At 54.4% G+C, this 26,103-nt stretch carries 24 protein-coding genes and 2 pseudogenes; 5 read left to right on the forward strand and 21 right to left on the reverse strand.

The window, feature by feature from the left end; all coding sequences use genetic code 11:
* Positions 1–164 precede the first annotated feature (164 nt).
* Positions 165–224, forward strand: a pseudogene (locus ACOYNV_RS16440) (transcriptional regulator); the annotation flags it as partial.
* A gap of 111 nt (positions 225–335) precedes the next feature.
* Here the strand turns inward: ACOYNV_RS16440 and ACOYNV_RS16445 are convergent.
* From ACOYNV_RS16445 to guaB, 3 genes and pseudogenes are all read right to left on the reverse strand, one after another.
* Positions 336–1,523: pseudogene (locus ACOYNV_RS16445) on the reverse strand (tyrosine-type recombinase/integrase); the annotation flags it as partial.
* 361 nt (positions 1,524–1,884) lie between these two features.
* On the reverse strand, positions 1,885–3,462 hold the full coding sequence (guaA, locus tag ACOYNV_RS16450; RefSeq protein WP_422900877.1) for a glutamine-hydrolyzing GMP synthase: 1,578 nt from the start codon (positions 3,460–3,462) through the stop codon (positions 1,885–1,887).
* A gap of 59 nt (positions 3,463–3,521) precedes the next feature.
* Positions 3,522–4,982 carry an IMP dehydrogenase gene (gene guaB, locus ACOYNV_RS16455; protein WP_422900878.1) on the reverse strand — a complete coding sequence of 487 codons (1,461 nt, stop codon included), beginning with the start codon at positions 4,980–4,982 and terminating at the stop codon, positions 3,522–3,524.
* Positions 4,983–5,044: 62 nt separating this feature from the next.
* On the opposite strand from guaB, the gene ACOYNV_RS16460 reads away from it, so the two are divergent.
* Entirely contained in the window at positions 5,045–5,488 is a 444-nt protein-coding gene (locus ACOYNV_RS16460; protein WP_422900879.1) for a DUF4124 domain-containing protein, read from the forward strand.
* Positions 5,489–5,504: 16 nt separating this feature from the next.
* On the opposite strand, the gene ACOYNV_RS16465 is transcribed toward ACOYNV_RS16460, so the two are convergent.
* Together ACOYNV_RS16465 and ACOYNV_RS16470 are read right to left on the reverse strand one after the other, a co-directional pair.
* Positions 5,505–5,825 carry an RnfH family protein gene (locus ACOYNV_RS16465; RefSeq protein WP_422900880.1) on the reverse strand — a complete coding sequence of 107 codons (321 nt, stop codon included), beginning with the start codon at positions 5,823–5,825 and terminating at the stop codon, positions 5,505–5,507.
* Positions 5,818–6,261: a type II toxin-antitoxin system RatA family toxin gene (locus ACOYNV_RS16470; RefSeq protein WP_422900881.1), complete on the reverse strand. Its 444-nt coding sequence runs from the start codon at positions 6,259–6,261 to the stop codon at positions 5,818–5,820. The genes ACOYNV_RS16465 and ACOYNV_RS16470 overlap by 8 nt, the downstream gene beginning before the upstream one ends.
* 76 nt (positions 6,262–6,337) lie before the next feature.
* Between ACOYNV_RS16470 and smpB the strand changes: the two genes are divergently transcribed.
* Positions 6,338–6,784 carry an SsrA-binding protein SmpB gene (gene smpB, locus ACOYNV_RS16475; protein ID WP_422900882.1) on the forward strand — a complete coding sequence of 149 codons (447 nt, stop codon included), beginning with the start codon at positions 6,338–6,340 and terminating at the stop codon, positions 6,782–6,784.
* A gap of 83 nt (positions 6,785–6,867) precedes the next feature.
* Here the strand turns inward: smpB and ACOYNV_RS16480 are convergent, their stop codons facing one another.
* From ACOYNV_RS16480 to rpsB, 16 genes are all read right to left on the reverse strand, one after another.
* The gene (locus tag ACOYNV_RS16480) at positions 6,868–7,647 is read right to left on the reverse strand and encodes a TrmH family RNA methyltransferase (protein WP_422900883.1); all 780 of its coding nucleotides are present in this window, start codon (positions 7,645–7,647) and stop codon (positions 6,868–6,870) included.
* Positions 7,644–8,231, reverse strand: coding sequence for a ribonuclease HII (gene rnhB, locus ACOYNV_RS16485; protein WP_422900884.1), 588 nt, complete (start codon positions 8,229–8,231; stop codon positions 7,644–7,646). Before rnhB ends, ACOYNV_RS16480 begins: the two co-directional genes overlap by 4 nt.
* Positions 8,209–9,390: a lipid-A-disaccharide synthase gene (lpxB, locus tag ACOYNV_RS16490; RefSeq protein WP_422900896.1), complete on the reverse strand. Its 1,182-nt coding sequence runs from the start codon at positions 9,388–9,390 to the stop codon at positions 8,209–8,211. The genes rnhB and lpxB overlap by 23 nt, the downstream gene beginning before the upstream one ends.
* Positions 9,390–10,172: an acyl-ACP--UDP-N-acetylglucosamine O-acyltransferase gene (lpxA, locus tag ACOYNV_RS16495; RefSeq protein WP_422900885.1), complete on the reverse strand. Its 783-nt coding sequence runs from the start codon at positions 10,170–10,172 to the stop codon at positions 9,390–9,392. Before lpxA ends, lpxB begins: the two co-directional genes overlap by 1 nt.
* 16 nt (positions 10,173–10,188) lie before the next feature.
* Entirely contained in the window at positions 10,189–10,626 is a 438-nt protein-coding gene (gene fabZ, locus ACOYNV_RS16500) for a 3-hydroxyacyl-ACP dehydratase FabZ (protein WP_422900897.1), read from the reverse strand.
* A 5-nt stretch (positions 10,627–10,631) separates the two neighbouring features.
* Positions 10,632–11,651, reverse strand: a complete 1,020-nt coding sequence (lpxD, locus tag ACOYNV_RS16505) for a UDP-3-O-(3-hydroxymyristoyl)glucosamine N-acyltransferase (RefSeq protein WP_422900886.1) — start codon at positions 11,649–11,651, stop codon at positions 10,632–10,634.
* 23 nt (positions 11,652–11,674) lie between these two features.
* Entirely contained in the window at positions 11,675–12,148 is a 474-nt protein-coding gene (locus ACOYNV_RS16510) for an OmpH family outer membrane protein (protein ID WP_422900898.1), read from the reverse strand.
* 51 nt (positions 12,149–12,199) lie between these two features.
* On the reverse strand, positions 12,200–14,602 hold the full coding sequence (gene bamA / locus ACOYNV_RS16515) for an outer membrane protein assembly factor BamA (RefSeq protein WP_422900887.1): 2,403 nt from the start codon (positions 14,600–14,602) through the stop codon (positions 12,200–12,202).
* A 4-nt stretch (positions 14,603–14,606) separates the two neighbouring features.
* The gene (gene rseP / locus ACOYNV_RS16520; RefSeq protein WP_422900888.1) at positions 14,607–15,974 is read right to left on the reverse strand and encodes an RIP metalloprotease RseP; all 1,368 of its coding nucleotides are present in this window, start codon (positions 15,972–15,974) and stop codon (positions 14,607–14,609) included.
* Complete coding sequence (ispC, locus tag ACOYNV_RS16525; protein ID WP_422900899.1) at positions 15,971–17,161, reverse strand: 1-deoxy-D-xylulose-5-phosphate reductoisomerase; 1,191 nt, start codon at positions 17,159–17,161, stop codon at positions 15,971–15,973. The genes rseP and ispC overlap by 4 nt, the downstream gene beginning before the upstream one ends.
* Before the next feature lie 9 nt (positions 17,162–17,170).
* Entirely contained in the window at positions 17,171–18,016 is an 846-nt protein-coding gene (locus ACOYNV_RS16530) for a phosphatidate cytidylyltransferase (RefSeq protein ID WP_422900889.1), read from the reverse strand.
* Positions 18,009–18,839, reverse strand: coding sequence for a polyprenyl diphosphate synthase (gene uppS / locus ACOYNV_RS16535; RefSeq protein ID WP_422900890.1), 831 nt, complete (start codon positions 18,837–18,839; stop codon positions 18,009–18,011). Before uppS ends, ACOYNV_RS16530 begins: the two co-directional genes overlap by 8 nt.
* Positions 18,840–18,862: 23 nt before the next feature.
* The gene (gene frr, locus ACOYNV_RS16540; protein WP_422900891.1) at positions 18,863–19,423 is read right to left on the reverse strand and encodes a ribosome recycling factor; all 561 of its coding nucleotides are present in this window, start codon (positions 19,421–19,423) and stop codon (positions 18,863–18,865) included.
* An 11-nt stretch (positions 19,424–19,434) separates the two neighbouring features.
* A complete protein-coding gene (pyrH, locus tag ACOYNV_RS16545) occupies positions 19,435–20,160 on the reverse strand; it encodes a UMP kinase (RefSeq protein ID WP_422900892.1) in 726 nt (241 codons plus the stop codon).
* 20 nt (positions 20,161–20,180) lie between these two features.
* Positions 20,181–21,083: a translation elongation factor Ts gene (gene tsf / locus ACOYNV_RS16550; RefSeq protein WP_422900893.1), complete on the reverse strand. Its 903-nt coding sequence runs from the start codon at positions 21,081–21,083 to the stop codon at positions 20,181–20,183.
* A gap of 114 nt (positions 21,084–21,197) precedes the next feature.
* Positions 21,198–21,941 carry a 30S ribosomal protein S2 gene (gene rpsB / locus ACOYNV_RS16555; protein ID WP_422900894.1) on the reverse strand — a complete coding sequence of 248 codons (744 nt, stop codon included), beginning with the start codon at positions 21,939–21,941 and terminating at the stop codon, positions 21,198–21,200.
* A 542-nt stretch (positions 21,942–22,483) separates the two neighbouring features.
* Between rpsB and map the strand changes: the two genes are divergently transcribed.
* Positions 22,484–23,293: a type I methionyl aminopeptidase gene (map, locus tag ACOYNV_RS16560; protein ID WP_422900895.1), complete on the forward strand. Its 810-nt coding sequence runs from the start codon at positions 22,484–22,486 to the stop codon at positions 23,291–23,293.
* Entirely contained in the window at positions 23,290–25,890 is a 2,601-nt protein-coding gene (locus ACOYNV_RS16565) for a [protein-PII] uridylyltransferase (RefSeq protein ID WP_422900900.1), read from the forward strand. Before map ends, ACOYNV_RS16565 begins: the two co-directional genes overlap by 4 nt.
* Positions 25,891–26,103 lie beyond the last annotated feature (213 nt).

Here is a 26,103-nt window from a genome sequence, read left to right on the forward strand (position 1 = left end):
TGACGGTACGCCGACGCACGCTTCGGCCAGTTGCGAGCACCACGGCGGCTGCCCGCGTTGCGAACGGGATAGGACGCACTCGAATGAACGAAGGATTATGGAGAACAAAAATGAACCAGAATAATGCGCTTCCACGATTTATCGGTAAAAAAGAACTTCTCAGAATGATCCCACTTGCCGACCGGACGATTAACGACATGGAGGCGCGCGGCGACTTCCCTAAGCGAATCGCCCTGAACCGCCGAAACGTGGCATGGGATTTGCGGGAGATTCAAGACTGGATGGAAGAAAGAAAAGCATCCGGACAGCAAGTTATGAAGATTTGTCGCTTCGCTTCGCTTCGTGAGACTGTCGATCATATCCGCCCAATCCTGCATCATGGCCTGCCGCTGCTCTCGATACTCGGCCTTGTTGTAGACGGCGCGGATGCCTTTTTGTTCGTGCGCCAGACACTTCTCTATCCAGTCTGTGTTGTATCCGGCCTCATGCAACATCGTTGAAGCGGTTCGGCGCAAGTCATGCGGGCCAAACTTCCCAAGGTCTTTTCCGTCTTTCTGCGCTAGTTTAAATGTTAGCGTCGTGACCACATTCAGCGTTGCGTGCGACATTGGCTTATCGGGATCATAGCGCGACGGGAAAAGGTAGTCTGACCCCCCTGCAAATGCCTTCAGCGCCATGATAATGTCCGTAGCCTGATTTGACAGGTATACATTATGCGGGTTGCGCCGCTTCATCCGCTCCTTTGGGATTGTCCAGAGCGATTTTACAAAATCAATTTCATCCCATGTTGCTTCAGTCAATTCTGACTTGCGCACCATCGTCAGCAGTAACAGCCTGACGGCAGCACGAATCGACGGGGTTGTTCCGACCCGTTCCAGGTATTCGTGCATCACTCCGATCTCTTCGGGCGACAGTGACCTATCCCTTGATTCAAATTTAGCAATCGAATTCGGCTTGACCAGATCAGCCGGGTTCTCTACCTTCTGCCCCCGCTCATTGGCCCACCGATATACCTGCATCAATACCTCACGAACATGCACAGCCGTTGCAGGGGCGCCCCTTGCGACGATTGAATCAGTTAATTTTCTCAGGTCGTTGTGGTCTATTTCATGCAGGTGTCGATTCTCAAAAAATGGTTTCAGGTCACGGTTGTAGGCGGCCTGCCGCATATTCCGGGTTGAGTCGGCCATTTCATAGCCTTTGAGCCATTCTTGCGCCCATTCCCCGAATGTTTTTGAGTCGCTGGCATTTTCTTTGATGCGCGCCTTCTCCTGTGCCGGTGACTTACCTTCAGCAAGCATCTTCTTCGCTTCATGCAATAACACGCGAGCTTCGGCCAGTGTTATCCCACCTACCCCGTATTTTCCAATCGTCAGCGTTTCGTTTCGTCCATTGAGCCGGAAGTTATACCTGAGCGAAACACCGCCAGCGGTTGAGACAACCACGTACAGACCATCCCGATCAAAGACTTTGTATAATTTATCTTTTGGTTTTAGATTACGAATACGGGTATCGGTTAACATAAATTACTCCAACGAATCATGATGTTAAGTTCATTTGAAAAAATATAAGAAGGCATTTTTTTATTCATATTGATTTTTTGATACCTCGCCTAAACCGATACCTCCAATTCCTTTGTAATCGTTGATAACACTGGCTTCAAGTGATGTTTAGATGCTTTTTTTCTGCGTTATAAATAGAGGGTATCGGGGAAAATTATAATACTCGCGTTTCGGTCTACCTTTAGAACTACCCATAAAAAAACCCGCTTCTTGGCGCTAGTTGGCGCTAGCAGAAGCGGGTTTTATTGGGTAGAATCAAGCAACAGCAAGGGGTTGGTGATTGTCTGATGTAACGAGCCGCAAGACGCCGCAAATCGTTAGACTACTCCCACTCGATGGTCGCCGGAGGTTTCCCGGAAATATCGTAGACGACCCGATTGATCCCGCGCACTTCGTTGATGATGCGATTGGACACCTTGCCAAGCAGGCTGTGCGGCAGTTCGGACCAATGCGCGGTCATGAAGTCCTGGGTGTCCACGGCACGCAAGGCAACAACGTATTCGTAGGTGCGACCATCGCCCATGACGCCAACGCTCTTCACCGGCAGGAAGACGGCAAAAGCCTGGCTGGTTTTCTCGTACCAGCCCGCAGCCCGCAGTTCGTCGATGAAAATGGCGTCGGCACGACGCAGCAGATCGGTAAATTCTTTCTTCACTTCACCGAGAATACGGACACCAAGGCCGGGGCCGGGGAACGGATGGCGATAGACCATCTCATGCGGAAGCCCGAGCGCGACGCCCAGTTCGCGCACTTCGTCCTTGAACAGTTCGCGTAGCGGTTCGAGCAACTTCAGATTGAGTGTTTCCGGCAAGCCGCCGACGTTGTGGTGACTCTTGATGGTGTGCGCCTTCTTGGTCTTGCTGCCGGCCGACTCGATCACATCCGGATAAATCGTGCCTTGGGCCAGCCATTTGGCCGCTTCCCCGCTTTCTGCCAGTTTTTTTGATTCGACCTGAAACACCTCGACGAACTCGCGACCGATGATCTTGCGCTTGGCTTCAGGATCGGTAACGCCCTGGAGATGTCCCATGAACTGTTCGGTGGCATCGACGTGAATGACCTTGACACCGAGGTTGCTGGCGAAGGTCTTCATGACCTGCTCCGCTTCGTTCAGACGCAGCAGGCCGTTATCGACGAAGACACAGGTCAATTGGTCACCGATGGCGCGATGCAGGAGCGCGGCTACGACGGATGAGTCGACACCGCCAGAGAGGCCGAGAATGACCTGTTCCTTGCCGACCTGGGCGCGCACCTTATCGATGGCTTCGTTCACGTAGTCCGGCATGTTCCAGTCATGGCCACAAGCACATATCTCGTGCACAAAGTGGGCGAACATTTCCTTGCCCTTGAGTGTGTGCGTGACTTCCGGATGGAACTGGACGGCGTAGAACTTGCGCGTCTCATCCGCCATGGCGGCGATCGGACACGATTCGTTGCTGGCGATGACCTTGAAGCCAGGCGGCAATTCGGTGACCTTGTCGCCGTGGCTCATCCACACGTCAAGCAGGCCATGGCCCTCGTCGTTGCAGCGATCCTGAATTCCCTTGAATAGCTCCGAATGCCCTCGGGCACGCAGTTCCGCATAACCGAATTCGCGCTTGCCGGAACTCTCGACCTTGCCACCCAGTTGCTGAGCCATCGTCTGCATGCCGTAGCAGATTCCCAGAACCGGCACGCCCAGCTCAAAAACCACCTGCGGCGCATGCCATTGCTCGGCCTCGTACACCGAGTTTGGTCCGCCGGAAAGGATGATGCCTTGCGGCTTGAACTGGCGGACAAAATCTTCGCTGACGTCAAACGGATGCAGTTCGCAATAGACCTGTTGCTCGCGCACACGTCGGGCAATGAGTTGGGAAACCTGGGAACCGAAATCGAGGATGAGTATTTTCTGGTGAGCCATTTTCAAGCCTTGAATGAATAAGGGCGGCCAATGAGCCGCCCTGGTTGGACTGCACTTGACTATTCAACGTGATAATTCGGTGCTTCCTTGGTGATCTGTACGTCGTGCACATGAGACTCGCGCACACCTGCCGAGGTAATCTCGACAAAGGAGGCACGCTCGTGCATTTCTTCTATCGTCGCGCAGCCAAGGTAGCCCATCGAAGAGCGCAGACCGCCCATCAACTGGTGAATCACCGCCAGTACCGATCCCTTGTAAGGCACACGCCCTTCGATACCTTCGGGAACAAGTTTGTCAACGTTGGCGGTACTGTCCTGAAAGTAACGGTCGGCGGCACCGGCAGCCATGGCGCCGATCGAACCCATGCCGCGATAGGATTTGTAAGACCGGCCCTGGAAGAGTTCAACTTCACCCGGCGCTTCTTCGGTTCCGGCAAAAAGACCGCCGAGCATGACGGCATTGCCGCCAGCCGCAATGGCCTTGCAGATATCCCCGGAATAGCGGATTCCACCATCGGCAATCATCGGCACCCCGGTGCCCTTGAGTGCGTCAGAAACCATCTGGATCGCAGTAATCTGCGGAACACCAACCCCGGCCACAATCCGTGTCGTACAGATGGACCCCGGACCGATGCCTACCTTGACACCGTCTGCGCCATGATCGACCAGTGCCCGCGCGGCTTCAGCCGTGGCGATGTTGCCACCGATAACCTGAACCATCGGCAAGTTCTTCTTTACCCATTGCACGCGGTCCAATACCCCTTGCGAGTGACCGTGCGCCGTATCAACGACCAGCACGTCCACACCGGCTTCGGCGAGCAATTGCGCACGCTCTTCGGTTCCAGCACCCACGCCGATTGCCGCACCAACACACAGACGCCCGGAAGCATCCTTGCTGGCATACGGGTGCTCGGTTGTCTTGATGATGTCCTTGACGGTAATCAGGCCACGCAACTCGAAAGAATCATTGACCACCAGCACCCGCTCGAGGCGATGCTTGTGGATCAACGCCTTGCCTTCCTCTACCGTAGCGCCCTCCTTCACCGTGACCAGCCGTTCGCGCGGCGTCATGATGTTGCGTACCGGCTGGTCGAGGTTGGTCTCGAAGCGCAAGTCGCGGTTGGTCACGATGCCGACCACAAGTTTGCCTTCCAGCACGGGGAAACCGGAAATCTTGTGCAAACGGGTCAGTTCGAGGACTTCGCGTACCGACATGGTCGGCGGAACGGTAATCGGGTCTTTCAGAATGCCTGATTCAAAGCGCTTGACCTTCGCGACTTCAATCGCCTGCGCTTTCGGACTTAGATTTTTATGCACAATACCGATACCGCCCTCTTGCGCCAAAGCAATGGCAAGGCGACCTTCGGTCACGGTATCCATGGCGGCGGACACCAGAGGCATATTGAGAGTGATGTTGCGCGTCAGGCAGGTTCGAAGACTGACATCGCGGGGCAGAACGAGGGAGTGTGCTGGAACAAGGAGGACGTCATCAAACGTTAACGCCCTTTGAATTAAACGCATGGCCTATAATCCGGGGTTACAAAAACGTATTATACAGCATGCTCAATATAGTCAGGATGACCATGAAACGCATAGCCCTTACGGTTGCCGCCCTCCTCCTCGCTACGGCGGTGAACGCCCAGATCTACCAGTGGAAAGATGAAAACGGCAAAACCATCATGTCTGACAAACCACCTGTCGGAAATGTCCGTCAGCAGCGAAAAATCGAGTCGGAGCCCCCTGCGGAAAGTTCCGCGACACAAAAAACAACGGCTGATCGAGAATTGGATTTCCGCAAACGCCAGAAAGAATCTCAGGAAAGTTCGGAGAAGGCAAGCAAAGAGCAAGCGGCGTCAGCCGACAAGAAGGAGAACTGCGAAAAATCGCGTCGCTACCTGCAGTCTCTTGAATCCGGCGAACGTATCGTCCAGCGTGACGACAAGGGCGAACGCTATTTCATGGAAGATGCACAGCGCGACCAGGAAATTTCCAAAGCGCGTCAGGCCGTGCAATCCAACTGCAAATAAGTCTGAGATCGCCTCCTTATTCGCTCTCCACTTCGCCCGCACCCTTCTTCATTACCTTGCCTTCTGCCGCCCGTTGCTTGCGTACTTCCTTCGGGTCGGCAATCAATGGCCGGTAAATTTCCACCCGATCACGGTCACGTAATGGCGCATCGGGCTTGGCAAGCTTGGCAAAGACGCCAATCTTGTTTTTCGCAATATCAATCTCGGGATATTTTTGCAGAACGCCGGAGGCTTCAATAGCCTGACGAACGGTTGCACCCGCCGGCAACTTGACGGAAAAAATCTCCTGCTTTTCCAGTAGCGGATAAACCACTTCGATGCTGATCAGTTCAGGCATTTATAACTCCATAGACCTCGTCGGCACGTCTTACAAACGCATCAACGAACGTATTGGCAATCTTGCCAAACACAGGGCCGATTACTTTTTCGAACATTTTGCTGGAAAATTCATAGGAAAGCCGGAATTCGATTTTGCAGGCATTGTCGGCCAGCGGCAAGAAGTGCCACAACCCTTCGAGACGGCGAAACGGGCCATCAACCAGTTTGATAGTCATTCTCAGCGGGATATCCTTCTCGTTTTCGGTGGTGAAGTGCGATTTGACGCTGTGATAGTTGATGTGCAGCGTGGCTACCGTTTTTTTTTCATCCCGGAACTCAACCCGAGTCTGGCTGCACCAGGGTAAAAACCTGGGGTAGTCTTCCACACCGTCCACGAGATCGAACATTTCTTGCGCCGAGCGCTCGATCAGTACTGATTTTTCAACCATGGCCATCTTCAGCCGAACCCCGTGAATCCTGTAGAATCCGGCATTCTAGCATCCTCGCGCCATAACCTATGAGAGCCGCACCATGAGCATCATCGCCAACAAGAAAGCCTTTCACGACTACTTCGTCGAAGAAAAATTCGAGGCGGGCATTTCGCTACAGGGCTGGGAAGTCAAGGCGATCCGGGCTGGACGGGCGAACATCAAGGAATCCTATGTCGTTATCCGTAGTGGAGAAGTTTTCATCTTCGGAATGCACATCACCGCCTTGCCTGAAGCGTCAACCCACGTCAATCCTGACCCGATCCGCACACGCAAACTGTTGCTCCATGCCAACCAGATCAGCAAGCTGATTGGTCAGGTAGAGCGAGCCGGTTACACGATTTTGCCATTGAATCTGCACTTCGTTCGCGGCCGAATCAAGGTTGAAATCGGCCTGGCCAAAGGCAAGAAGCAGCACGACAAGCGCGAAACCGAAAAAGAGCGCGATTGGGATCGTGAAAAAGCGCGATTGATGCGCGTCAAGGCTTGACCCCCTTTTAGAAAGATTCAATCCTGGCGGCCATGCGGTCTGATTCAGTTGCCTGACAGCGTCACTGCCATTAGGCAGAATGACTACTGACGCTGGCGGACCGTCTCGAACAGGCACACCGCCGCCGCCGCCGCTACGTTAAGCGATTCGGTTGCTCCCGGCATCGGTATGCGAACCTTCAACCGCGACGCAGCGGCGACTTCGGGTCGCACTCCCTGCCCTTCGCTGCCGAAAACCCAGGCCAGAGGGCCTTTGAGATTGGCGGCATAGAGCGAAGTAGTGGCGTCGAGAGTAGTGGCCACGCCCTGCCCCTGATAGCCGCCAAGAAATCCCGGCAGATCGGCACTTTCGTGAATGTCGAGCTGGAAATGCGCACCCATCGCCGCGCGTAATGTCTTTGGCGACCAGGCTTGAGCACTGTCCGTCGACAACAGTATTTGCCGAAAACCTGCGGCAGCTGCGCTACGCAGGATCGAGCCGACATTCCCTGGATCCTGTACGCCATCGAGCAATAGCGCATCGATTTCCTGATTCAGTCCATGTGCCGGGCGTGGCTGAGAAACAATCGCCATGATGCCACTTGGGGTTTCGACCGTTGCCAGATCGGCGAACAGCGCGTCAGCCAGTACGATGGTGGTGCAGCGAGCGCCGTCATCGGCAAGGTAATCGGCGATTTCACCGTGCAGGGCTCCGCTTTCGCTAACGACAATTTCTGCCGGCTGGCCATAATGGATGGCGTAGGCTTCGATCAGGTGCATGCCGTCGAGTACAACCTGCCCCGTCTTGCGCCGTTCGCGGCCGCTCTGGCAGAGCTTCCTGAGCGCCTTGAAATGCGGGTTTTCACGCGAAGCGATCTGTCTCATAACAACAATAGTTGCGCGACTGGCGCATAGCTGCGCCGATGCACCGGACTCACCCCATGATCCCGCAATGCTTTTAGGTGCAACGTGGTGGGATAACCCATGTGCCGATCGAAACCATACATTGGATAAACAGCGTGGAGTTCCTTCATGCCGGCGTCACGAACGGTTTTGGCGAGAATGGAGGCCGCCGCAATCGATGCCACCTTGCCATCGCCACCGATAATGGCTTGCGCCGTACAGGGCAACAACGGGCAGCGATTGCCATCGATCAGCGCATGCTCAGGCTGGATGCCGAGCGCTTCGACGGCGCGCCGCATGGCGAGCAGGCTCGCCTGCAAAATATTGATGCGGTCGATTTCCTCGACACTGGCCTCGGCGACGGCCCATGCCAGCGCCTTTTTGCGAATCTCGATGGCCAACACTTCACGACGTTTGGCCGAGAGTTTCTTGGAGTCGTTGAGATCGACGATTGGATTGTCCGGATCGAGAATTACTGCCGCCGCTACCACCGGCCCAGCCAGAGGACCACGCCCCGCCTCGTCAACTCCGCAGACCAGACCTTCAGGCTGCAGAAGCAAGAGCATTGTTGCGCACTGCAACAGGCAGGCAGTCGAGGATCGCTGCAGCGGCTTTTTCAGCCGTGTTTTGTTTGAGTTGCAAGTGAATTTCACTGAACGTTTGACGGATACGCGCGCAGGCAGCCTTGTCTGCGTAGAGATTTAGCAATGCCTGAGCCAGATTTTCCGGTGTAGCGTCATCCTGAATGAATTCGGGCACAACGAATCTTCCGGCGAGGATGTTGGGCAAGCCAACATAAGGCAGATACCCCATGCCCCGCATCATGCGATAGGAGAATGGCGCCATCTTGTAGACGATGGCCATCGGTCGTTTTAGCAACGCTGCTTCAAGAGTTGCAGTACCACTGGCGACGAGTACCGCGTCGGAGGCCATCATGGCCTCATGCGCATGGCCGAACAACATGCGAATCGGCAGTTCGCGCGCGTCGCATCGATAAAGCGCGGTTTCGAACAACAAGCGAGTTTCTCTTGTGGCCATTGGAACGAGAAAAAGTGCGTTTGGCAGTTTCTTGTGGATTTCCTGTGCAGTCGCGATAAAGGTATCCGCCATATACTGCAGTTCGGATTGCCGACTACCTGGCAGCAACGCAAAAACAGGCTGTTGCGCTGGCAAATCCAGCAATTCACGCGCTCCACTTCGACCGTCCTCAACCGGTAACATGTCGGCCAACGGATGCCCCACGTAAGTGACGGGAATCCCCTGTTTCTCGTAGAGTGCCGGCTCAAAAGGAAAGAGGGCCAATATTCGCGAAACAGCGGCGCCGATCTTGTGAATGCGCTTGCCACGCCAGGCCCAGATCGACGGGCTGACGTAATGGATAGTGGGGATTCCACGCTGTTTCAGTACTTTTTCCAGCGCCAGATTGAAGTCCGGCGCATCGACGCCAATGAAGACATCCGGCGGGTCGGCCAACAGGCGGCGTTTCAAGTCGCTGCGAATAGCTGAAATTTCGCGGTAATGCCGAAGTACTTCGACGTAACCTCGCACCGCGAGTTTTTCGAGCGGATGCCAAGCCTTGAAGCCTTGCCCTGCCATTTTCGGGCCACCGATACCGTAAAACACGGCGTCGGGCAATTTGGCCTTGAGCGCCTGGATCAGGTGGCTAGCCAGCAGATCTCCAGAAGCCTCGCCTGCCACCATGGCGATACGAACAACCCCAGCCATCATCGGATGATGCCGCGCTTTGAAACCGCAAGAAAATCGAGAATAGGTTGAATTTCAGGATGGGCCTTGACCTCTTCTTCGAGCTTGGCACGCGCCTCTTCAAGCATCAAACCAGACTTGTAGAGCGTCCGATAGGCACGTTTCAAGGCCAACAGTGCTTCCGCCGAGAAACCACGGCGCTTCAGACCCTCGGCGTTGATGCCAAAAGGGCTTGCCGTATTGCCAGCCGCCATCACGAAGGGCGGAATGTCCTGCAGTACCACGGTACCTACAGCCGTCATGGTATGCGCCCCGATACGGCAGAACTGGTGAACACCGGTATAGCCGCCAAGTATTGCCCAGTCATCAATGTGGACGTGCCCGGCAAGTTGAGCATTGTTGGCAAAGGTAGTGCGGTTTCCGACCTGGCAGTCATGGGCGATATGCACGTAGGCCATGATCCAGTTGTCGTCACCCAGTCTGGTTACACCCGAATCCTGCGCCGTGCCGAGGTTGAACGTGCAAAACTCGCGGATGGTATTGCGGTCACCGATTTCAAGGCGCGTCGGCTCACCTGCATATTTCTTGTCCTGTGGCACTTCGCCGATCGAGTTGAACTGAAAAATCCGGTTATCCCGGCCGATCCGTGTATGGCCGGAAATAACCACATGCGGGCCGATGCTCGTATTTTCGCCGATCTCGACATGCTCACCAATGATCGAATAGGGACCGACCGAGACATTGGAGCCAAGACGGGCATCCGGGTGAATGATTGCGCTAGGGTGAATCGTGGCTGAACTCAAGGTTATCTTCCCGCAATCACACCACTTCGCGCTGGGCACACATCAACTCGGCCCCGGCAACAATTTCTCCATCAACGCGGGCTTCCGCCTTGTATTTCCAGATACCGCGCATCTGGCGCAGTATCTCGACGTGCAAATGGAGTTGGTCGCCAGCGGATACCGGTTTTTTAAAACGGGCATTGTCAATGCCGACAAAGAAAAAAAGTGAATTATTGTCGGGTTTCACACCCATGGTTTTGAACGAGAGAATACCGGCTGCCTGAGCCAGCGCCTCCATGATGAGCACGCCAGGCATCACCGGGTGATGCGGAAAATGGCCAGCGAAAAACGGTTCGTTGATCGTAATATTCTTGTAGGCATGGATTGATTTACCGGCCTCAAAGTCCACAACACGATCAACCAGCAGGAATGGATAACGATGCGGAAGGTGTTCAATAATTTCTTTAATATCCATTGAATTCATGATGTTTTCTCCATTTGTTCGAGTTTTTTCTCAAGTTCGGAAACCCGTTCGGCAAGCTTGGCCAGACGTTTGATCTGGGCTGCGTTATGCAGCCACTCCTGGTGCGCTTCGAGCGGAAAAATACTGGTGTACTGCCCTGGCTTTCGCAGACTCTTGGTTACCATCGTACCGGCCGAAATATGTACATCATCAGCAAGTTCGAGATGGCCGACGATCATCCCGGCACCACCGACCGTACAGCGGCGTCCGATCTTTGTGCTGCCCGCGATGCCAACACAACCGGCCATTGCCGCGTGTTCTCCGATAACCACGTTGTGTGCAATCTGGATCTGATTGTCGAGTTTCACCCCGTCACCAATCACCGTATCGTCCAGCGCACCACGGTCGATCGAAGTATTGGCGCCAATTTCGACATCATCACCGATTACAACGCGCCCAATTTGCGGAATCTTGATCCAGCGTTCACCTTCCTTGGCGAAACCGAATCCGTCGCTACCGATAACCGCTCCCGCCTGAATGACGGCCCGTTGGCCGATCACACAATGACGATAGACCACGGAATTTGGATAGAGCAGCGAATCATCTCCGATTGAAACATCATCGCCAACGACACAGCCAGGATACAGGGTGACGTTTTCGCCAATCACCACGTTTTCACCGATCACTACGTTTTCGCCGATACGTGCCGAGGCAGGGACATGGCTTTGGACAACGGCTGACGGGTGAACGCCAAGCGGACGCTGGTCTTGTGGATTGAGCAAGCCTACAACACGAGCGTAATAGGCGTAGGCGTTTTGATGGACAATGCGCGGCAGCATCGTCTCCCCGGCAAACTGTGGCGGCACGATAACCGCGGTCGCCTGGGTGGTCTGCAACTGCTGCCGATATTTCGGGTTGACAAGAAATGCAATCTGCCCGACAGAGGCTGAAGCCAAGCTGCCAACTTGTGAGACAACAACCGAACCGTCACCCTTTAGCGATCCGCCAAGACGGGTGACGATTTCGTCGAGCCGCATACCACCATGCGTAGGCACGCCAGTTACTTGGCTTCGGATAATGCCTTGATGATTTTGTCCGTCACGTCAAGTTTCGGACTGACCCAGACAACATCCTGGACGATCAGATCATATTTCTCGCTTTCGGCAAGTTGCTTGATCGCCTTGTTCGCCTTCTCGATGATTGCGGCGTTCTCTTCGTTCTGACGCAGGTTCAGATCTTCACGGAACTCACGCTGCTTGCGTTGAAACTCGCGGGACATCTCATTCAGGTCTTTTTCTTTCACACGGCGCTCTGATTCAGACATCGTCACCGCGTTTTTCTCAAGAGACTCCTGCAATGTCTGGAGTCGCTTGGCTAGACCTTGCAAATCCTGATCGCGTTTTGAAAATTCCACTTCGATCTTCTTTGCCGCCTTAACTGCAGTGGGCGCATCACGGAATATACGCTGGGTATTGACGTAACCAACCTTTAATGTATCCGATGCCGACGCGTAAGACACTGGCAGCGAAGCCATCAACGCGACCAGCAACGTGGCAATTTTCGTGTTCAAGCTATTTCTCCTAAGTTAAAAGGTCTGTCCCATCTGGAACTGGAACCGCTGAAGTTTATCACCATCCTGGCTATTAAGCGGCTGCGCCAAACTGAATTTAAGCGGACCAAATGGAGATATCCAGGTCGCCGCAAGACCTGCCGACATCCGGACTGGACCTTGGTCGCATACACTACCCTGGACGCATACTCCTGCAGTTGAAGTTCCTTCACCATACACCTGGCCGGCATCAAAGAATGGGCCAAAACGCACCGATTTATCTACTCCAAATCCCGGCAGGGGCATGGAAAGTTCAGCATTGAAGACGACGCGACGCGTACCGCCGAGCCGTACCTGATTGCCATTTGAATCCTCGTAAGGTCCGAGACTCGCCGTATCGTAACCGCGAACGGACCCTACACCACCGGCGTAGAAGTTCTTGTAGAAAGGCACTTCCTGGCCAGACATGCCTTTGGTGTATCCAAGCTCTCCGTTAAGCATGAGCACCATGCTTCGGGTCACCGGGAAAAACCGCTGGTGCTGATAGGTTGCTTTATAGTACTTGAGGTCCCCACCAGGTAGGGCCACCTCAAATACGGCTCTTTGCAGTGCACCGCGGGTAGGGTTAAGTGCGCTATCTTTGGTATCACTGACCCAGCCGACCGTCGCCGGCAGCGTTATGTTGCTGCATGATGATGGAGTGTTGTAGAGGTATGCCAGGTAAGAGGGGTCTGTTGTAGCTGGGATGACTGAACTACCCGTACCGCAAAACTCATTGTTGAATCTCAAATACTGATTCGGTGGCGGATATGTAGTGTCGGAAGGATTGATTCCCACATCGGTCTGATCGATTGCCAAACCAAAGCTTAGTGACTGTTTCTCGGCAATTGGAATGCCAAAACGAATGCCGCCGCCCGTTGACGTTGTCTGAAAAGCGTAGCCAAGTGACTCCGGATTGGATTTTCTGTGGTAGAAATCAAAACCCTGACTGATGCCATCGACCGTAAAGTAAGGGTTGGTATAGTTCACCCCGATGGTTCGGTTTATCTTGCCAGTGTTAAGTTGTAAAGATAAAAACTTACCACTACCAAATATGTTGGCCTGCGATATGGAACCCGAGAGAACAACCTTTTCGGACTGGGAATAACCTGCGCCCAGAGAGATATTGCCGGTGGATTTCTCTGTCACATTGATATTGACATCGACCTGATCAGTTGTTCCAGGCACCGGTGGCGTTTCGACATTGACCTCGCCAAAGTAGTTGGTCTTGTCGATACGCTCTCTTGAGAGCTTCACCCGCTCATCGTCGTACCAGGCGCCTTCCATTTGACGAACTTCCTGCCGGATCACCTCGTCACGGGTCTTTGTATTGCCAGTTATGTTGATACGGCGAACGTAAGCACGTTTTCCCGGATCGACGAATACCGTGAATGCGACCTGCCTTTTCTCCTTGTCCAGTTCAGGCGCTGCATTGACGTTGGCGAACGCATAGCCCTTCGCCGAGAGCTTGTCGCTGATGGCTTTGGTGCTTTCATTCAAATTTTCACGGGAAAACACGTCGCCCGGCTTGACCTTCATTGCCTTCCTGAATTCTTCTTCCGGCAGGATGAGTTCACCGGCCAGCTTTACCGAGGACACGATGTAGCGCTCCCCCTCGGAAACGCTTACCGTAATATAGATATCCTTCTTGTCGGGACTGATCGATACCTGGGTTGATTCGATGTTGAATTCAAGATAGCCGCGATTCAGGTAGTAAGAGCGCAAGGCCTCAAGGTCAGCGGCGAGTTTCTGTTTGGAATATTGATCGTTTTTTGTGTACCAACTGATCCAGTTCGGTGTTTGCAACTGGAAAAGCGCCTGCAAGTCCTTGTCCTTGAAAGCTTGTGCTCCGACAATGTTGATTTGCTTGATCTTGGAGGCATCGCCTTCGTCAATATTGAAGTTGATCGACACACGGTTGCGCTCAAGGGGTGTGACCGTCGTCGTGATCGTGACCCCATATTTGCCGCGTGTTAGATACTGGCGCTTCAATTCCTGCTCGGCTCTTTCGAGCATGCTGCGGTCAAAGGAGCGTGAGACAGCGAATCCGGATTCCTTCAAGCCTTTGGTCAGTTGATCCTTATCGAATTCCTTGAGACCGACAAAGTCAATCTGCGCGATGGCCGGGCGCTCTTCTACCGCCACAATGACGACCCCGCCATCAATCTCGATGCGCACGTCCTTGAAAAAACCAGTGGCGAACAAGGCCTTGATCGCTTGCGCCGCCTTTTCGTCGGTCATGGTATCCCCGACTTTGACCGGGAGATAGCTGAACACCGTACCAGCTTCAGTGCGCTGAATGCCGTCGACACGAATATCCTGTACGGTGAATGGTTCGAAAGCGGATGCGCCAGAAACGAAAAGTGTGGCGATCAGACCTGCTAGCAGGTTTTTCTTCATAGGGTCAGCCGGAAATCAATCGATTGATGTCATTGTAGAAAGCAAACGCCATTAGCATCAGCAGCAGCGCCAGCCCGATTTGCTGGCCAATTTCCATGCTGCGCTCCGAAAGGGGCCCACGCTTTATGATTTCCACAACATAATACAGCAAATGCCCACCATCCAGAATCGGAATAGGCAGCAAATTCAACACGGCGAGACTGATACTGACTAACGCCATGAACTTGAGGTAATAGCCGATACCGAGCTTTGCGGACTGGCCGGCATAGTCTGCAATCGTTACCGGACCGCTGATATTGCGCCAGGACACTTCGCCGGTAATCATTTTTCCGATCATGACCAGGCTGAACACTGACTTATCCCAGGTCTCATAGATGGCCTTGCCCAGCGCGGATAGTGGTCCGTAACGAACCGTAATCATCATGTCGCTTCTCGAAGCGCCGGTATCCTTGACGGAGGCACCAATCCGGCCGATATCACGTCCACCTTCCTCTACCATGGCAGGCGTTATTTTGATGACATACTGTTCGCCATTACGCCTGACTTCAAATTCCATGGGCTTCCCCGGCGAACTGCGGACGGTAAGGACGACATCCTGCCAAGTGTTGATTGGCTTGTCGTCAATCGCCAGGATCTCATCTCCCGGACTCAGGCCAGCAGCAGCAGCGGCACTGTCCGGGCTGATTTTTCCAAGCACCGGGGGAATCATGGGGCGGTAAAAATTGATCCCTAGTTTAGACAGTGCATCACCCTCCCAGCCACCTTCTCTGGCAGAGGAAACATCAAGGTGGCGAAGTGTGATTTCATTGTGCGGATTGATCACCTCGAACTCGATCGAATCCTGATCAACCGCCCGACGAAGCAATACCCAGCGCATGTCCTGCCAGCTTTGAACCAGTTCTCCTCCAACTTTGATAACCCGCTCACCGTTTTCGATACCGGCTGCAGCGGCGGGACTTGCAGCGACCGGCGTACCCAGAATCGGTTTCAGTTCTTCCGTACCGTACCAGAAGAGTCCCCAGTACACGAGTATCGCCAACAGCAAATTGGCTGCAGGACCGGCAGCAACGATCGCCATTCGTCGCCACACGCTCTGCCGGTTGAAGCTGCGATGCAATTCCTCGGGAGCGACTTCGCCCTCCCGCTCATCCAGCATCTTGACGTAGCCACCCAGGGGAAACATTCCGATGGCCCATTCCGTACCATCACTTCCGATCCGTTTCGACCATAACGCCCGACCAAAACCCACCGAAAATCGTAATACCTTGACGCCGACCCAGCGCGCCACGAGGTAGTGCCCATACTCGTGGGCGATAATCAGTACGCCTAGAACCAGAGCAAACGCCACCAGATAGTAAAGAAAATTACTCATGCTGAAGCCATCTCATCGATGACTTGCTCGGCTATCTGGCGTGCCGCACTATCGGCGGCCAGTACATCCACGAGAGTGGTCATGACCGTTACCGGCGACTTGTCCATGACCGTCGCAATGATTTTCGGGATCACTGTAAAGCCGATCTTGCCATCGAGAAAAGCCTGAACAGCAACCTCATTGGCAGCATTGAGAGCCGCCAGCGCACTTTCGCCCTTACGTAACGCGCGGTATGCCAGAGCAAGACAGGGGAAACGCTCAAAGTCTGGTCGTTCAAAATGCAATGAAGCAATTTTGAACAGATTGAGCGGCTCAACGCCTGCGGCGATTCGCTCCGGATAAGCCAGGGCGTGAGCTATCGGCGTGCGCATGTCCGGATTTCCTAGCTCAGCAATTACCGAACCATCGACGTACTGCACCAGCGAGTGGATGACACTCTGCGGATGAATGACGACCTCGATCTGCTCCGCTGGAACGTTGAACAGCCAGTGAGCCTCGATCATCTCGAGCCCTTTGTTCATCATGGTCGCCGAATCAACCGAAATTTTTCGCCCCATGACCCAGTTGGGATGTGCGCAGGCCTGTTCTGGAGTTACTCGCTCCAAGTCGCTGATCAGAGTATTGAGAAACGGTCCACCGGATGCTGTGAGCAATAAACTGTGCACTCCGCTCTTTAACAAATCACCTGAATAATCATGTGGAAGTGATTGAAATATAGCATTATGTTCACTGTCAATCGGCAGTAAAGTTGCACCATTTTCTTTCACGGCGCGCATGAAGACCGGCCCCGCCATGACCAGGACTTCCTTGTTCGCCAACAGGACTTTCTTGCCGGCGACCGCAGCAGCCAGAGTGGGTTGCAGGCCGGCAGCACCGACAATGGCCGCCATTACCGCGTCGACTTCCGGCAGTTCGGCCATCCGCACCAGGGCATCAGGTCCGTACTCCACGCAAGTTGGACAAGCGACAGCCGCCAGACGGCGACCTAACTCCAGCGCCAATTCAGCATCACGCACTACGGCAAAACGCGGTTGAAACTCAAGGCATTGATCGAACAGGCGGTCGATCTGGTTATGCGCACAGAGGGCGATCACCTGATAACGTTGCGCATGGCGCCGGATGACATCCAGCGTATTGACGCCGATAGAACCGGTTGATCCGAGAATTGTGAGTTTTTGCAAGGTTATCGCCAGCGGTCAATGCAAGGTGGTCAGCCAGACAAGGGCTACCAGCGGCAGGGTCGAGGTCAGGCTGTCAATGCGATCAAGCACACCGCCGTGACCGGGCAGGATGTTGCTGCTGTCTTTCAGCCCGGCCTCGCGTTTGAGTAGCGACTCGAACAAGTCGCCAATGACACTGATCACCGTCAGGAGGACAAGGACGAGGAGCAGCAAAGCGTAATTTTCAGAAAGAGCCGCAGGCAGTTTTGGCGCGAGGATGAAGCCGTAAACGATCACGGCGACGCCACCGCCAAGCGCACCTTCCCAGGTCTTGCCCGGGCTGATTCCAGGTGCCAGTTTGTGTCTGCCGAGGGTTCGTCCGAATGAATAAGCGGCGATGTCCGCCACCCAGACGGTTGCCATGATAGCGATTAGCGCCAGCGCACCCGCTTGCCTCAGTTGAACCAATGCCAGCCAGGTCGGCAGGATAAGCAACAGGCCAATAGCCAATCCGAGCGCGGATTTAGGCAATGTCCAGCGATATCTCAGCCACAAAGGAACCACAAGCAACCAGAAAACTGCCGCCGGAAGATAGAACCAGCGCCCCAGAAGCCAAGCCGTTTCAGAAAAATTGCTGCCAATACTCTGCACACCCAGCGCCACAGGATCCAACGCACCGACAGCCGTACAAATCAATGATAAAGCCGCACCCAAGGCGAGCCTTGGCAAAGCGCCTAATCCCATCAGCGCCCCCCACTCCCAAGCGGCAACGGCGGCAACCGCGGTTGCGAATATGACCCAACCGAGTGGTGGCAGATAAAAAAGTGCCGAAAAAAATACAGCAAAAAGAAGGAGCGCGGTAATGATCCGCGTTTTAAGCATTGATTTTCACATCCATCAGGCGTATCGAATCTGCGCTATCAGGGGTGATTTCATCAGGCACGACGGCAGGAGGATTGCCGATCAGTTGCTCACTCGTTCGCCCGAAACGACGTTCACGGTGTTGATACGAGGCTATTGCCGCACCGAAAGCCGCCGTGTCAAACTCTGGCCAGAGAGTATCGGTAAAATAAAATTCGGCATAGGCCAATTGCCAAAGCAGAAAGTTACTGACCCGCTCTTCCCCGCCGGTACGAATGAAGAGGTCTGGCTCCGGTGCGTAATTCATGGCGAGATAATTCGCCAGGTCGGCTTCGCTCCACTCTCCCTGCTTGTCAGGATTTTCAATGGCCATGCGGTTGACAGCCTGAAGAATATCCCAGCGGCCGCCATAATTGGCGGCAACGGTCAGCGTCAGTTTTTCATTGCTGGCTGTTTTCTGCTCCGAGGCGTGAATCAGCGACTGCAATTCGGGATCAAAGCGTGACAAATCACCCACAATTTTCAGACGCACGCCATTACGATCCAGCCTGGTAACTTCCTTTTGCAAGGCACGAACAAAAAGCTGCATGAGAAGCGTAACTTCCTCCTCGGGGCGGCGCCAGTTTTCCGAACTGAAAGCAAAGAGTGTCAGGTACTCGATGCCATGCTCCAGGCAATACTTGACCGTATCGCGCACCGTCTCGACACCACGGCGATGCCCGGCAAAGCGCGGCAAAAAGCGCTTCTTGGCCCAGCGTCCGTTGCCATCCATGATAATGGCGACATGTCGCGGCACTGCCGCAGCTTCGGGGATATCCTTGGTAGAACTGGTGAAGATCGCCATCTAGCGTATCCTTTGGGCAGTCTTCAAACGGCCATCAACTCGATTTCTTTTTGGGCGAACTGTTTGTCAACTTCAGCGACATGCTTGTCGGTGAGCTTCTGAATGTCTTCCTGCGCACGACGCTCATCATCTTCGGAACAGGCCTTGTTCTTGAGCAGGTCTTTGAGTGTCGCATTGGCATCACGGCGCAGATTACGCATGGCAATACGTGCGTTTTCACACTCGTGCTTGACGACCTTGATCAGATCACGACGCCGTTCTTCAGTCAACGCAGGCATCGGAACGCGTATGAGTTCGCCTTGCGAAGCCGGATTCAGACCAAGATCGGAATCCCGAATGGCTTTCTCGACCTTTGGTGCCATGTTTTTCTCCCAAGCCTGAACACCCAGCGTACGAGAATCGATCATGGTGATGTTGGCAATGGTATTGACCGGCACCATCGAGCCATAATATTCAACCTGGACATGATCCAGCAAACCGATATGGGCACGCCCGGTACGAACCTTGGCCAGATCGATCCTGAGTGCCTCAAGCGACTTCTGCATCTTGTGTTCGGTAGTGCTTTTCACATCTGCAATTGACATGTCAATTTCCCTCAGCAATAGACCAGCGTACCTTCACTCTCGCCAAGCACAACGCGCTTCAGCGCCCCCCGCTTGAAAATCGAGAAGACGTTGATCGGCAGCTTCTGGTCACGGCACAGCGCAAAGGCTGTCGAGTCCATCACTGCCAGGTTCCTCGAAATGGCCTCATCAAAACTGATCCGGTCGTACCTTGTCGCCAACGGATCCTTCTTTGGATCGGCTGAATAAATACCATCAACCTTGGTTGCCTTGAGTACGATTTCCGCACCAATTTCGGCGCCACGCAAAGCCGCTGCCGTATCGGTCGTAAAAAACGGATTGCCGGTGCCACCAGCAAAAATGACCGTCCTGCCCTGCTCCAGATAACGGATGGCTCGACCTCGAATATAGGGTTCGACGACCTGTTCGATATTCAGTGCCGACTGCACGCGGGCAACCATTCCGGCGATGCGCATTGCATCCTGCAAAGCCAGACCGTTCATTACGGTGGCCAGCATACCCATGTAGTCAGCTTGTGCACGATCCATGCCGTTGGCGGCGGGAGCAACACCACGAAAAATATTGCCCCCGCCGATGACAACGCCGACCTGTACCCCCATATCGACAACGCTCTTGACCTCGGCGACGATCTCGGAAATTGTCTGACGGTTGATGCCGTAAGCATCAGCACCCATCAGGGCTTCACCCGAGATCTTGAGCAGGATACGTTTGAATTTTGGGGTAGTAGCGTCAGTCATGGCAGTCAGAACCCTTTCTTTTACTTCTGTGCAGCCGCTGCCTGAGCAGCAACTTCGGCGGCGAAGTCGTTGGAGCGCTTCTCCATCCCTTCACCAACTACGTACAGCGTAAAGCCGGCAACCGAAGCACTCTTGGACTTGAGCAACTTTTCGATAGTCAGCTTGTCGTCTTTGACAAAGGTCTGACCAAGAAGCGTCACTTCATTCAGGAACTTCTGCACCGAACCTTCAATGCGCTTGGCCATGATGTCAGCCGGAATTACCTTGCCTTCAGCCGCTGCTTCCTTGGCCTTTTCGATGGCAACACGACGCTCACTCTCGATCAGTTCGGCAGGAACACCCGTCGCATCCAGCGATTTTGGCTTTAACGCAGCGATATGCATGGCCAGGTCCTTGCCCAGTTGTTCGTCGCCACCAACCAGATCCAGCAACACCCCAATTTTGGAGCCTCCGTGGATATACGACACCAGTTTGCCCTTGGCTTCGACACGCGCGAAACGTCGTACCGACAGATTCTCGCCGATCTTGCCAACCAGCGCGGTGCGGGTCGATTCAACGGTTCCGTCAGCCATCGGCAATGCCGACAGCGCAGCAACGTCAGCCGGGTTCTTGCCGGCCACGAGTTCGACACAACCCTTGGTCAGTTGCAAGAACTCGTCATTTTTGGCAACAAAATCGGTCTCGCAGTTGATTTCGAGGATAGCGCCCAGCTTGCCATCATCCGAAATGCTGATGCCAACCACGCCTTCAGCGGTTACCCGGGCAGCGGCTTTGGTGGCCTTGTTGCCCAGCTTTACACGCAGAATTTCTTCGGCCTTGCCCAGGTCACCCTCGGCTTCAGTCAGGGCCTTTTTGCATTCCATCATCGGCGCGTCGGTCTTTGCGCGTAGTTCTGCCACCATGCTTGCGGTAATTGCCGCCATTTTTCTCTCCACTTGCGGACACGGCCGGTATCACCGGCCGCACCTCATTCAAATCATTTCAAACAAAAGCTTTCCGGCCGCACTTGTCATACAGCGGAAAACAAAGCTCGGGGATTACTGTGAGGCTTCTTCGAAAAACTCGTCGCCTGAAGCTGCTGCTGCAACGATTTCCTCAACAAATTGGCTACGGCCCTCAAGAATCGCGTCAGCAACGCCGCGCGCGTACAAACGGATCGCGCTGGAAGAGTCATCGTTACCCGGAATGACGTAATCAATGCCTTCCGGTGAGTGATTGGTATCAACCACCGCGATGACCGGTATACCAAGCTTGTTGGCTTCAGTGATGGCGATTTTGTGATAACCGACGTCGATCACGAACAGGGCATCCGGCAATACATTCATTTCCTTGATGCCGCCGATGGATTTTTGCAGCTTGATCAGTTCGCGCTGGGTCATCAGCGCTTCCTTCTTGCCAAGCTTCTCAAGTGAGCCATCTTCAGTCATCACTTCCATGTCCTTCAAGCGTTTGGTCGACTGCTTGATGGTCTTGAAGTTGGTTAGCATGCCGCCCAGCCAGCGCTGGTCAACATACGACGAACCGGAACGGCTGGCTTCTTCGGCGATGATCTCACGTGCCTGGCGCTTGGTGCTGACGAACAGGATATTGCCCTTGTTGGATGACAGCTTGCGCACGAAAGACATGGCTTCGTTGTACTTGGCCAACGTCTTCTCGAGATTGACGATGTGGATCTTGCTGCGGGCACCAAAGATGTACTGAGCCATCTTGGGATTCCAGAAACGGGTTTGGTGGCCGAAGTGCACACCGGCCTCCAGCATTTGACGCATAGTTACGGACATAGTCTTTCTTTCATATCAGGGTTAAACCACCATTCGCCCACCTACGCCCGTCTTGAATAATTGACGGGCACCCTTGAACAGGCGAATGTGAGTAGTTGACGAACCGTTACCGGCACGCCTCGCGTGCCGACATGGCACGCATTCATCATTCATGTTTCACCGACACAGGTCAGTAAAACCCGGCGATTGTACCATCGGACGGGGTGAAATTCCAATTTCAGCGCTACTGAGAGCCGGTGAAAATATTAAAAATCCATGGCCCGAGGCCAGGCTACGCGCCCGCAAAGGCGCAAAGAAGCAAAGGTTTCGCAAAGAAAACCATTATAGATAATGGGGTTCCTCTGCGTTTTCTTTGCCCCTTTGCGCCTTTGCGGTGGGGGCTAGGTATTTTTTCACAGCCTCTGAGTTGTTGCTGTCGGTTTACGCACTTGCATCAAGCGTGTCGGGATGGATGCCCGAACCTATAAGGCTGTAAATTGCCTTAGCGAGCACCTTACTTTATCCTTCGCCACTTCACTCCATCCGCCCGGCCACCAATAAACATGAGCATTACACTGAAATCTCCTGACGAAATCGAAAAAATGCGGGTTGCTGGCCTTCTGGCTGCCGAAGTGCTCGATTACATCACCCCTTTTGTCAAACCGGGCGTTACCACCGGCGAGTTGGACAAGTTGTGCCACGACTACATGGTCGATATCCAGGGCTGCATTCCGGCCCCGCTTGACTACGCGCCCTCCGGCTACAAGCCGTATCCGAAATCAATCTGCACCTCGGTTAATCATCAGGTCTGTCACGGCGTTCCCGGCGAAAAACAACTGAAGAACGGCGACATCGTCAACCTTGACATCACTACCATCAAGGCGGGCTATCATGGGGATACCAGCCGCATGTTCCATGTCGGCGAAGCCTCGATTCAGGCCAAACGGCTGTGTGAGGTCACTTTCGAATGCCTGTGGCTGGGTATCGCGCAGGTCAGGGCGGGCGCCCATCTCGGCGACATTGGCAACGCCATCCAGCGCCATGCTGAAAAATCCGGTTTCTCAGTCGTGCGCGAATTTTGCGGCCACGGAATCGGTGCCAAATTTCATGAAGATCCACAGGTTGTGCACTATGGCAAGGCCGGCACCGGTGTCAAACTGGAAGCCAACATGATTTTCACCATCGAGCCAATGATCAACGCCGGCAAGGCGGCGATTCGCGAACTGGCGGATGGCTGGACGATTGTCACCAAAGACCACAGCCTGTCGGCGCAATGGGAACACACCATTCTCGTCACCGAAACCGGATATGAGGTTCTAACCCTCTCCGACGGCACGCGCAAGCCGCCGGAATGGATCAAGTCATGCTCATGAAAATCGACTCGGCGGCTCGCATCGACCTTCTCGCCCGTTACAAATCGCGCCTGCAGTCAGGGCAAGCCGCCGTTCGTGAGCACTATCTCAGCGATCCGGACCCTGCCCGCCTGCTCCACGAACGCTGCCAACTGATTGACGAAGTGCTGCGCGAACTTTGGAAAGAACTGTGCTTTCCGGAGTCGCTGGCTCTGGTGGCAGTCGGCGGCTTCGGGCGCGGCGAGTTGTATCCCGCTTCCGATGTTGATTTGCTGCTGCTGCTTCCGGAGTCACCCGACGCTTCGCTCACCGAACTGCTTGAGCAACTGGTTGGACTGTTCTGGGATATCGGGCTGGAAATTGGCCACAGCGTACGTACAGTCGAGGAGTGCCTTGGAGAGGCTGCCGGCGATCTGACGGTTCAGACGGCGTTAGTGGAAGCCAGACTGCTCACCGGAGACGAAACACTTTTTGCGAGATTCACTTCTGAATTCAGGAACAGGCTTGATCCGCAGGCGTTTTTCCACGCCAAGCGGATGGAGCAGGACGAGCGCTACATGCGCTTTCAGGAATCGCCCTACAGTCTGGAACCGAACTGCAAGGAAAGCCCCGGCGGATTGCGCGACCTGCAAAGCATTCTGTGGATCGCCCAAGCGGCGGGCTTTGGCAATAGCTGGCAGGATCTGGAACGTCACGGTTTCATAACCCATGACGAAGCCAAGGGACTGGAGCGGTGCGAAGGATTCTTGCAGCGCTTGCGCATCCAGTTGCACCTCCACGTTGGCCGTCGTGAAGACCGCCTTTTGTTTGACTATCAGACGGCACTTGCCAAGCAACTCGGTTTTGAGGCGACACCGACTCGGCGGGCCAGCGAGCAATTGATGCAAGAGTATTACCGGACGGCTAAAACGGTTACCCAGCTCAACACGATTCTCCTGCAGAACATGGGAACCGCGATTTTCCCGTTACCGGAACAAGCTCCGCAGACGATCAATGAGCGTTTCCAGAACACGCACCAGTTGCTCGACGTAATCGACGAAAACGTTTTCAACGAAACGCCTGCGGCCATCCTCGAAGCTTTCCTGCTCATGCAGCAGCACCCCGAGCTGAAAGGCATGACGGCACGCACGATTCGCGCATTGTGGCGGGCACGCAACCTGATCGACGATGATTTCCGCCAGAACCCTGAAAACAAGGCACGTTTCATCGAGATATTCAAGCAACCGCGAGGCGTGTTGCATGAATTTCGGCGGATGAACCAGTTTGACATCCTTGGCCGCTACCTGCCCAACTTCGGCGCCATCGTCGGCCAGATGCAGCACGATCTTTTCCATGCCTACACCGTCGATCAGCACACCATGCAGGTGCTTCGTAACCTGCGCCGGTTCTCCGAATCAGAATTCGGCCACGAGTACCCGTTCTGCAGCCAGTTGATCAGCGAATTTGATCGGCCCTGGCTGCTCTACATCGCCGCCCTCTTCCACGATATCGCCAAGGGACGTGGCGGCGGTCACTCGGAACTTGGTGCCGTTGACGCACAGGAATTCTGCGCCAGTCACGGCCTCTGCGCAGAAGACAGCGAACTGGTTGTGTGGCTCGTACTCCAGCATCTTGTCATGTCGAGCGTGGCACAGAAACAGGACATATCGGACCCCGATGTGCTTGGTGCTTTTGCTGCAACCGTCATGGACGAACGCCACCTCACCGCGCTCTACCTGTTCTCCGTGGCTGACATTCGCGGCACCAGTCCCAAGGTCTGGAATAGCTGGAAAGGCCAGTTGCTTGAGCAACTCTTCAACCAGACCCGTCGTCTGCTACGTTCCGGTAGCCAGGCACCGGTAACGCAAGGCATCATTCAGGAACGGCAAGAGGAAGCAATGCGCCTGTTGCGCTATTTTGCGGTTCCGGAAAAAGCGCATGAACGCTTGTGGAACCAACTCGATACTGTTTACTTCCTGCGCCATTCGGCGGAAGAAATCGCCTGGCACGCGCGCGCCCTGCATTACCGTACGGACAGCAAACAACCGGTCGTCAAGGCCCGTATCAACCCGCATGGCGACGGCCTTGAAGTGATGGCCTACACCCTCGATCAGCACGATCTGTTTGCCCGGCTGGTCGGCTTCTTCAGCCGCGCCGGATACAACATCATGGACGCCAAGATTCACACGACGCGAAATGGCTATGCGCTCGACAGTTTCATGCTGCACGACGTCAGTGGCCGCGACAGTGACCGGGACATGATCAACTACATCGAGCATGAACTGACCGATCGGCTCACCCGACAGGCTCCGCCAGAAGCGCCGGCCAGCGGGCGCATTTCACGCCAGGTGAAACATTTCCCGATCCAGCCACAGGTCACCATCCAGCCGCTGGTCACGCTGCAGCCGGACGAAAAAGGCCTTCTTTTTGTTCTCTCGATCAGCGCTTCCGACCGCCCCGGCCTGCTTTATACCGTTGCCATGACGCTGGCGGCACGCGGTGCCAATCTTCACACGGCAAAAATCGCCACGCTCGGTGAGCGAATCGAGGATACCTTTCTGATCAGTGGCGGCGATCTGGACAAAAGTTCAAGCCGGATCAAACTGGAAACGCAACTGCTGGATCAGTTGAAGTGCTGAAGGAATTCAGTCTGAAAAGCTCAGTTGGATGTGATGCCAACGTCGCAAGCCCTCATCCCCGGCCCTTCTCCCGCAGGGAGAAGGGTGCAAACCCCCTCTCCTGCGGGAGAGGGTTGGGGTGAGGGCTAAGCACGCGTCAAACCTGGCCTTGCGGTCAATTAGGAACGCCTACGAAATAACTTCCCCTTTTTCGCCATCCCGATTGGGCATAAC

It is taken from the genome of Propionivibrio sp., from assembly GCF_049316945.1.
In the GTDB taxonomy this organism is placed as follows: Bacteria; Pseudomonadota; Gammaproteobacteria; order Burkholderiales; family Rhodocyclaceae; genus Propionivibrio.

Coding starts and splice junctions, on each gene's coding strand:
- guaA (WP_422900877.1), bottom strand. CDS start 3,462: ATGGCTCACCAGAAAATACTCATCCTCGATTTCGGTTCCCAGGTTTCC.
- guaB (WP_422900878.1), bottom strand. CDS start 4,982: ATGCGTTTAATTCAAAGGGCGTTAACGTTTGATGACGTCCTCCTTGTT.
- ACOYNV_RS16460 (WP_422900879.1), top strand. CDS start 5,045: ATGAAACGCATAGCCCTTACGGTTGCCGCCCTCCTCCTCGCTACGGCG.
- ACOYNV_RS16465 (WP_422900880.1), bottom strand. CDS start 5,825: ATGCCTGAACTGATCAGCATCGAAGTGGTTTATCCGCTACTGGAAAAG.
- ACOYNV_RS16470 (WP_422900881.1), bottom strand. CDS start 6,261: ATGGCCATGGTTGAAAAATCAGTACTGATCGAGCGCTCGGCGCAAGAA.
- smpB (WP_422900882.1), top strand. CDS start 6,338: ATGAGCATCATCGCCAACAAGAAAGCCTTTCACGACTACTTCGTCGAA.
- ACOYNV_RS16480 (WP_422900883.1), bottom strand. CDS start 7,647: ATGAGACAGATCGCTTCGCGTGAAAACCCGCATTTCAAGGCGCTCAGG.
- rnhB (WP_422900884.1), bottom strand. CDS start 8,231: ATGCTCTTGCTTCTGCAGCCTGAAGGTCTGGTCTGCGGAGTTGACGAG.
- lpxB (WP_422900896.1), bottom strand. CDS start 9,390: ATGGCTGGGGTTGTTCGTATCGCCATGGTGGCAGGCGAGGCTTCTGGA.
- fabZ (WP_422900897.1), bottom strand. CDS start 10,626: ATGGATATTAAAGAAATTATTGAACACCTTCCGCATCGTTATCCATTC.
- lpxD (WP_422900886.1), bottom strand. CDS start 11,651: ATGCGGCTCGACGAAATCGTCACCCGTCTTGGCGGATCGCTAAAGGGT.
- ACOYNV_RS16510 (WP_422900898.1), bottom strand. CDS start 12,148: ATGGCTTCGCTGCCAGTGTCTTACGCGTCGGCATCGGATACATTAAAG.
- bamA (WP_422900887.1), bottom strand. CDS start 14,602: ATGAAGAAAAACCTGCTAGCAGGTCTGATCGCCACACTTTTCGTTTCT.
- rseP (WP_422900888.1), bottom strand. CDS start 15,974: ATGAGTAATTTTCTTTACTATCTGGTGGCGTTTGCTCTGGTTCTAGGC.
- ACOYNV_RS16530 (WP_422900889.1), bottom strand. CDS start 18,016: ATGCTTAAAACGCGGATCATTACCGCGCTCCTTCTTTTTGCTGTATTT.
- uppS (WP_422900890.1), bottom strand. CDS start 18,839: ATGGCGATCTTCACCAGTTCTACCAAGGATATCCCCGAAGCTGCGGCA.
- frr (WP_422900891.1), bottom strand. CDS start 19,423: ATGTCAATTGCAGATGTGAAAAGCACTACCGAACACAAGATGCAGAAG.
- pyrH (WP_422900892.1), bottom strand. CDS start 20,160: ATGACTGACGCTACTACCCCAAAATTCAAACGTATCCTGCTCAAGATC.
- tsf (WP_422900893.1), bottom strand. CDS start 21,083: ATGGCGGCAATTACCGCAAGCATGGTGGCAGAACTACGCGCAAAGACC.
- rpsB (WP_422900894.1), bottom strand. CDS start 21,941: ATGTCCGTAACTATGCGTCAAATGCTGGAGGCCGGTGTGCACTTCGGC.
- map (WP_422900895.1), top strand. CDS start 22,484: ATGAGCATTACACTGAAATCTCCTGACGAAATCGAAAAAATGCGGGTT.
- ACOYNV_RS16565 (WP_422900900.1), top strand. CDS start 23,290: ATGAAAATCGACTCGGCGGCTCGCATCGACCTTCTCGCCCGTTACAAA.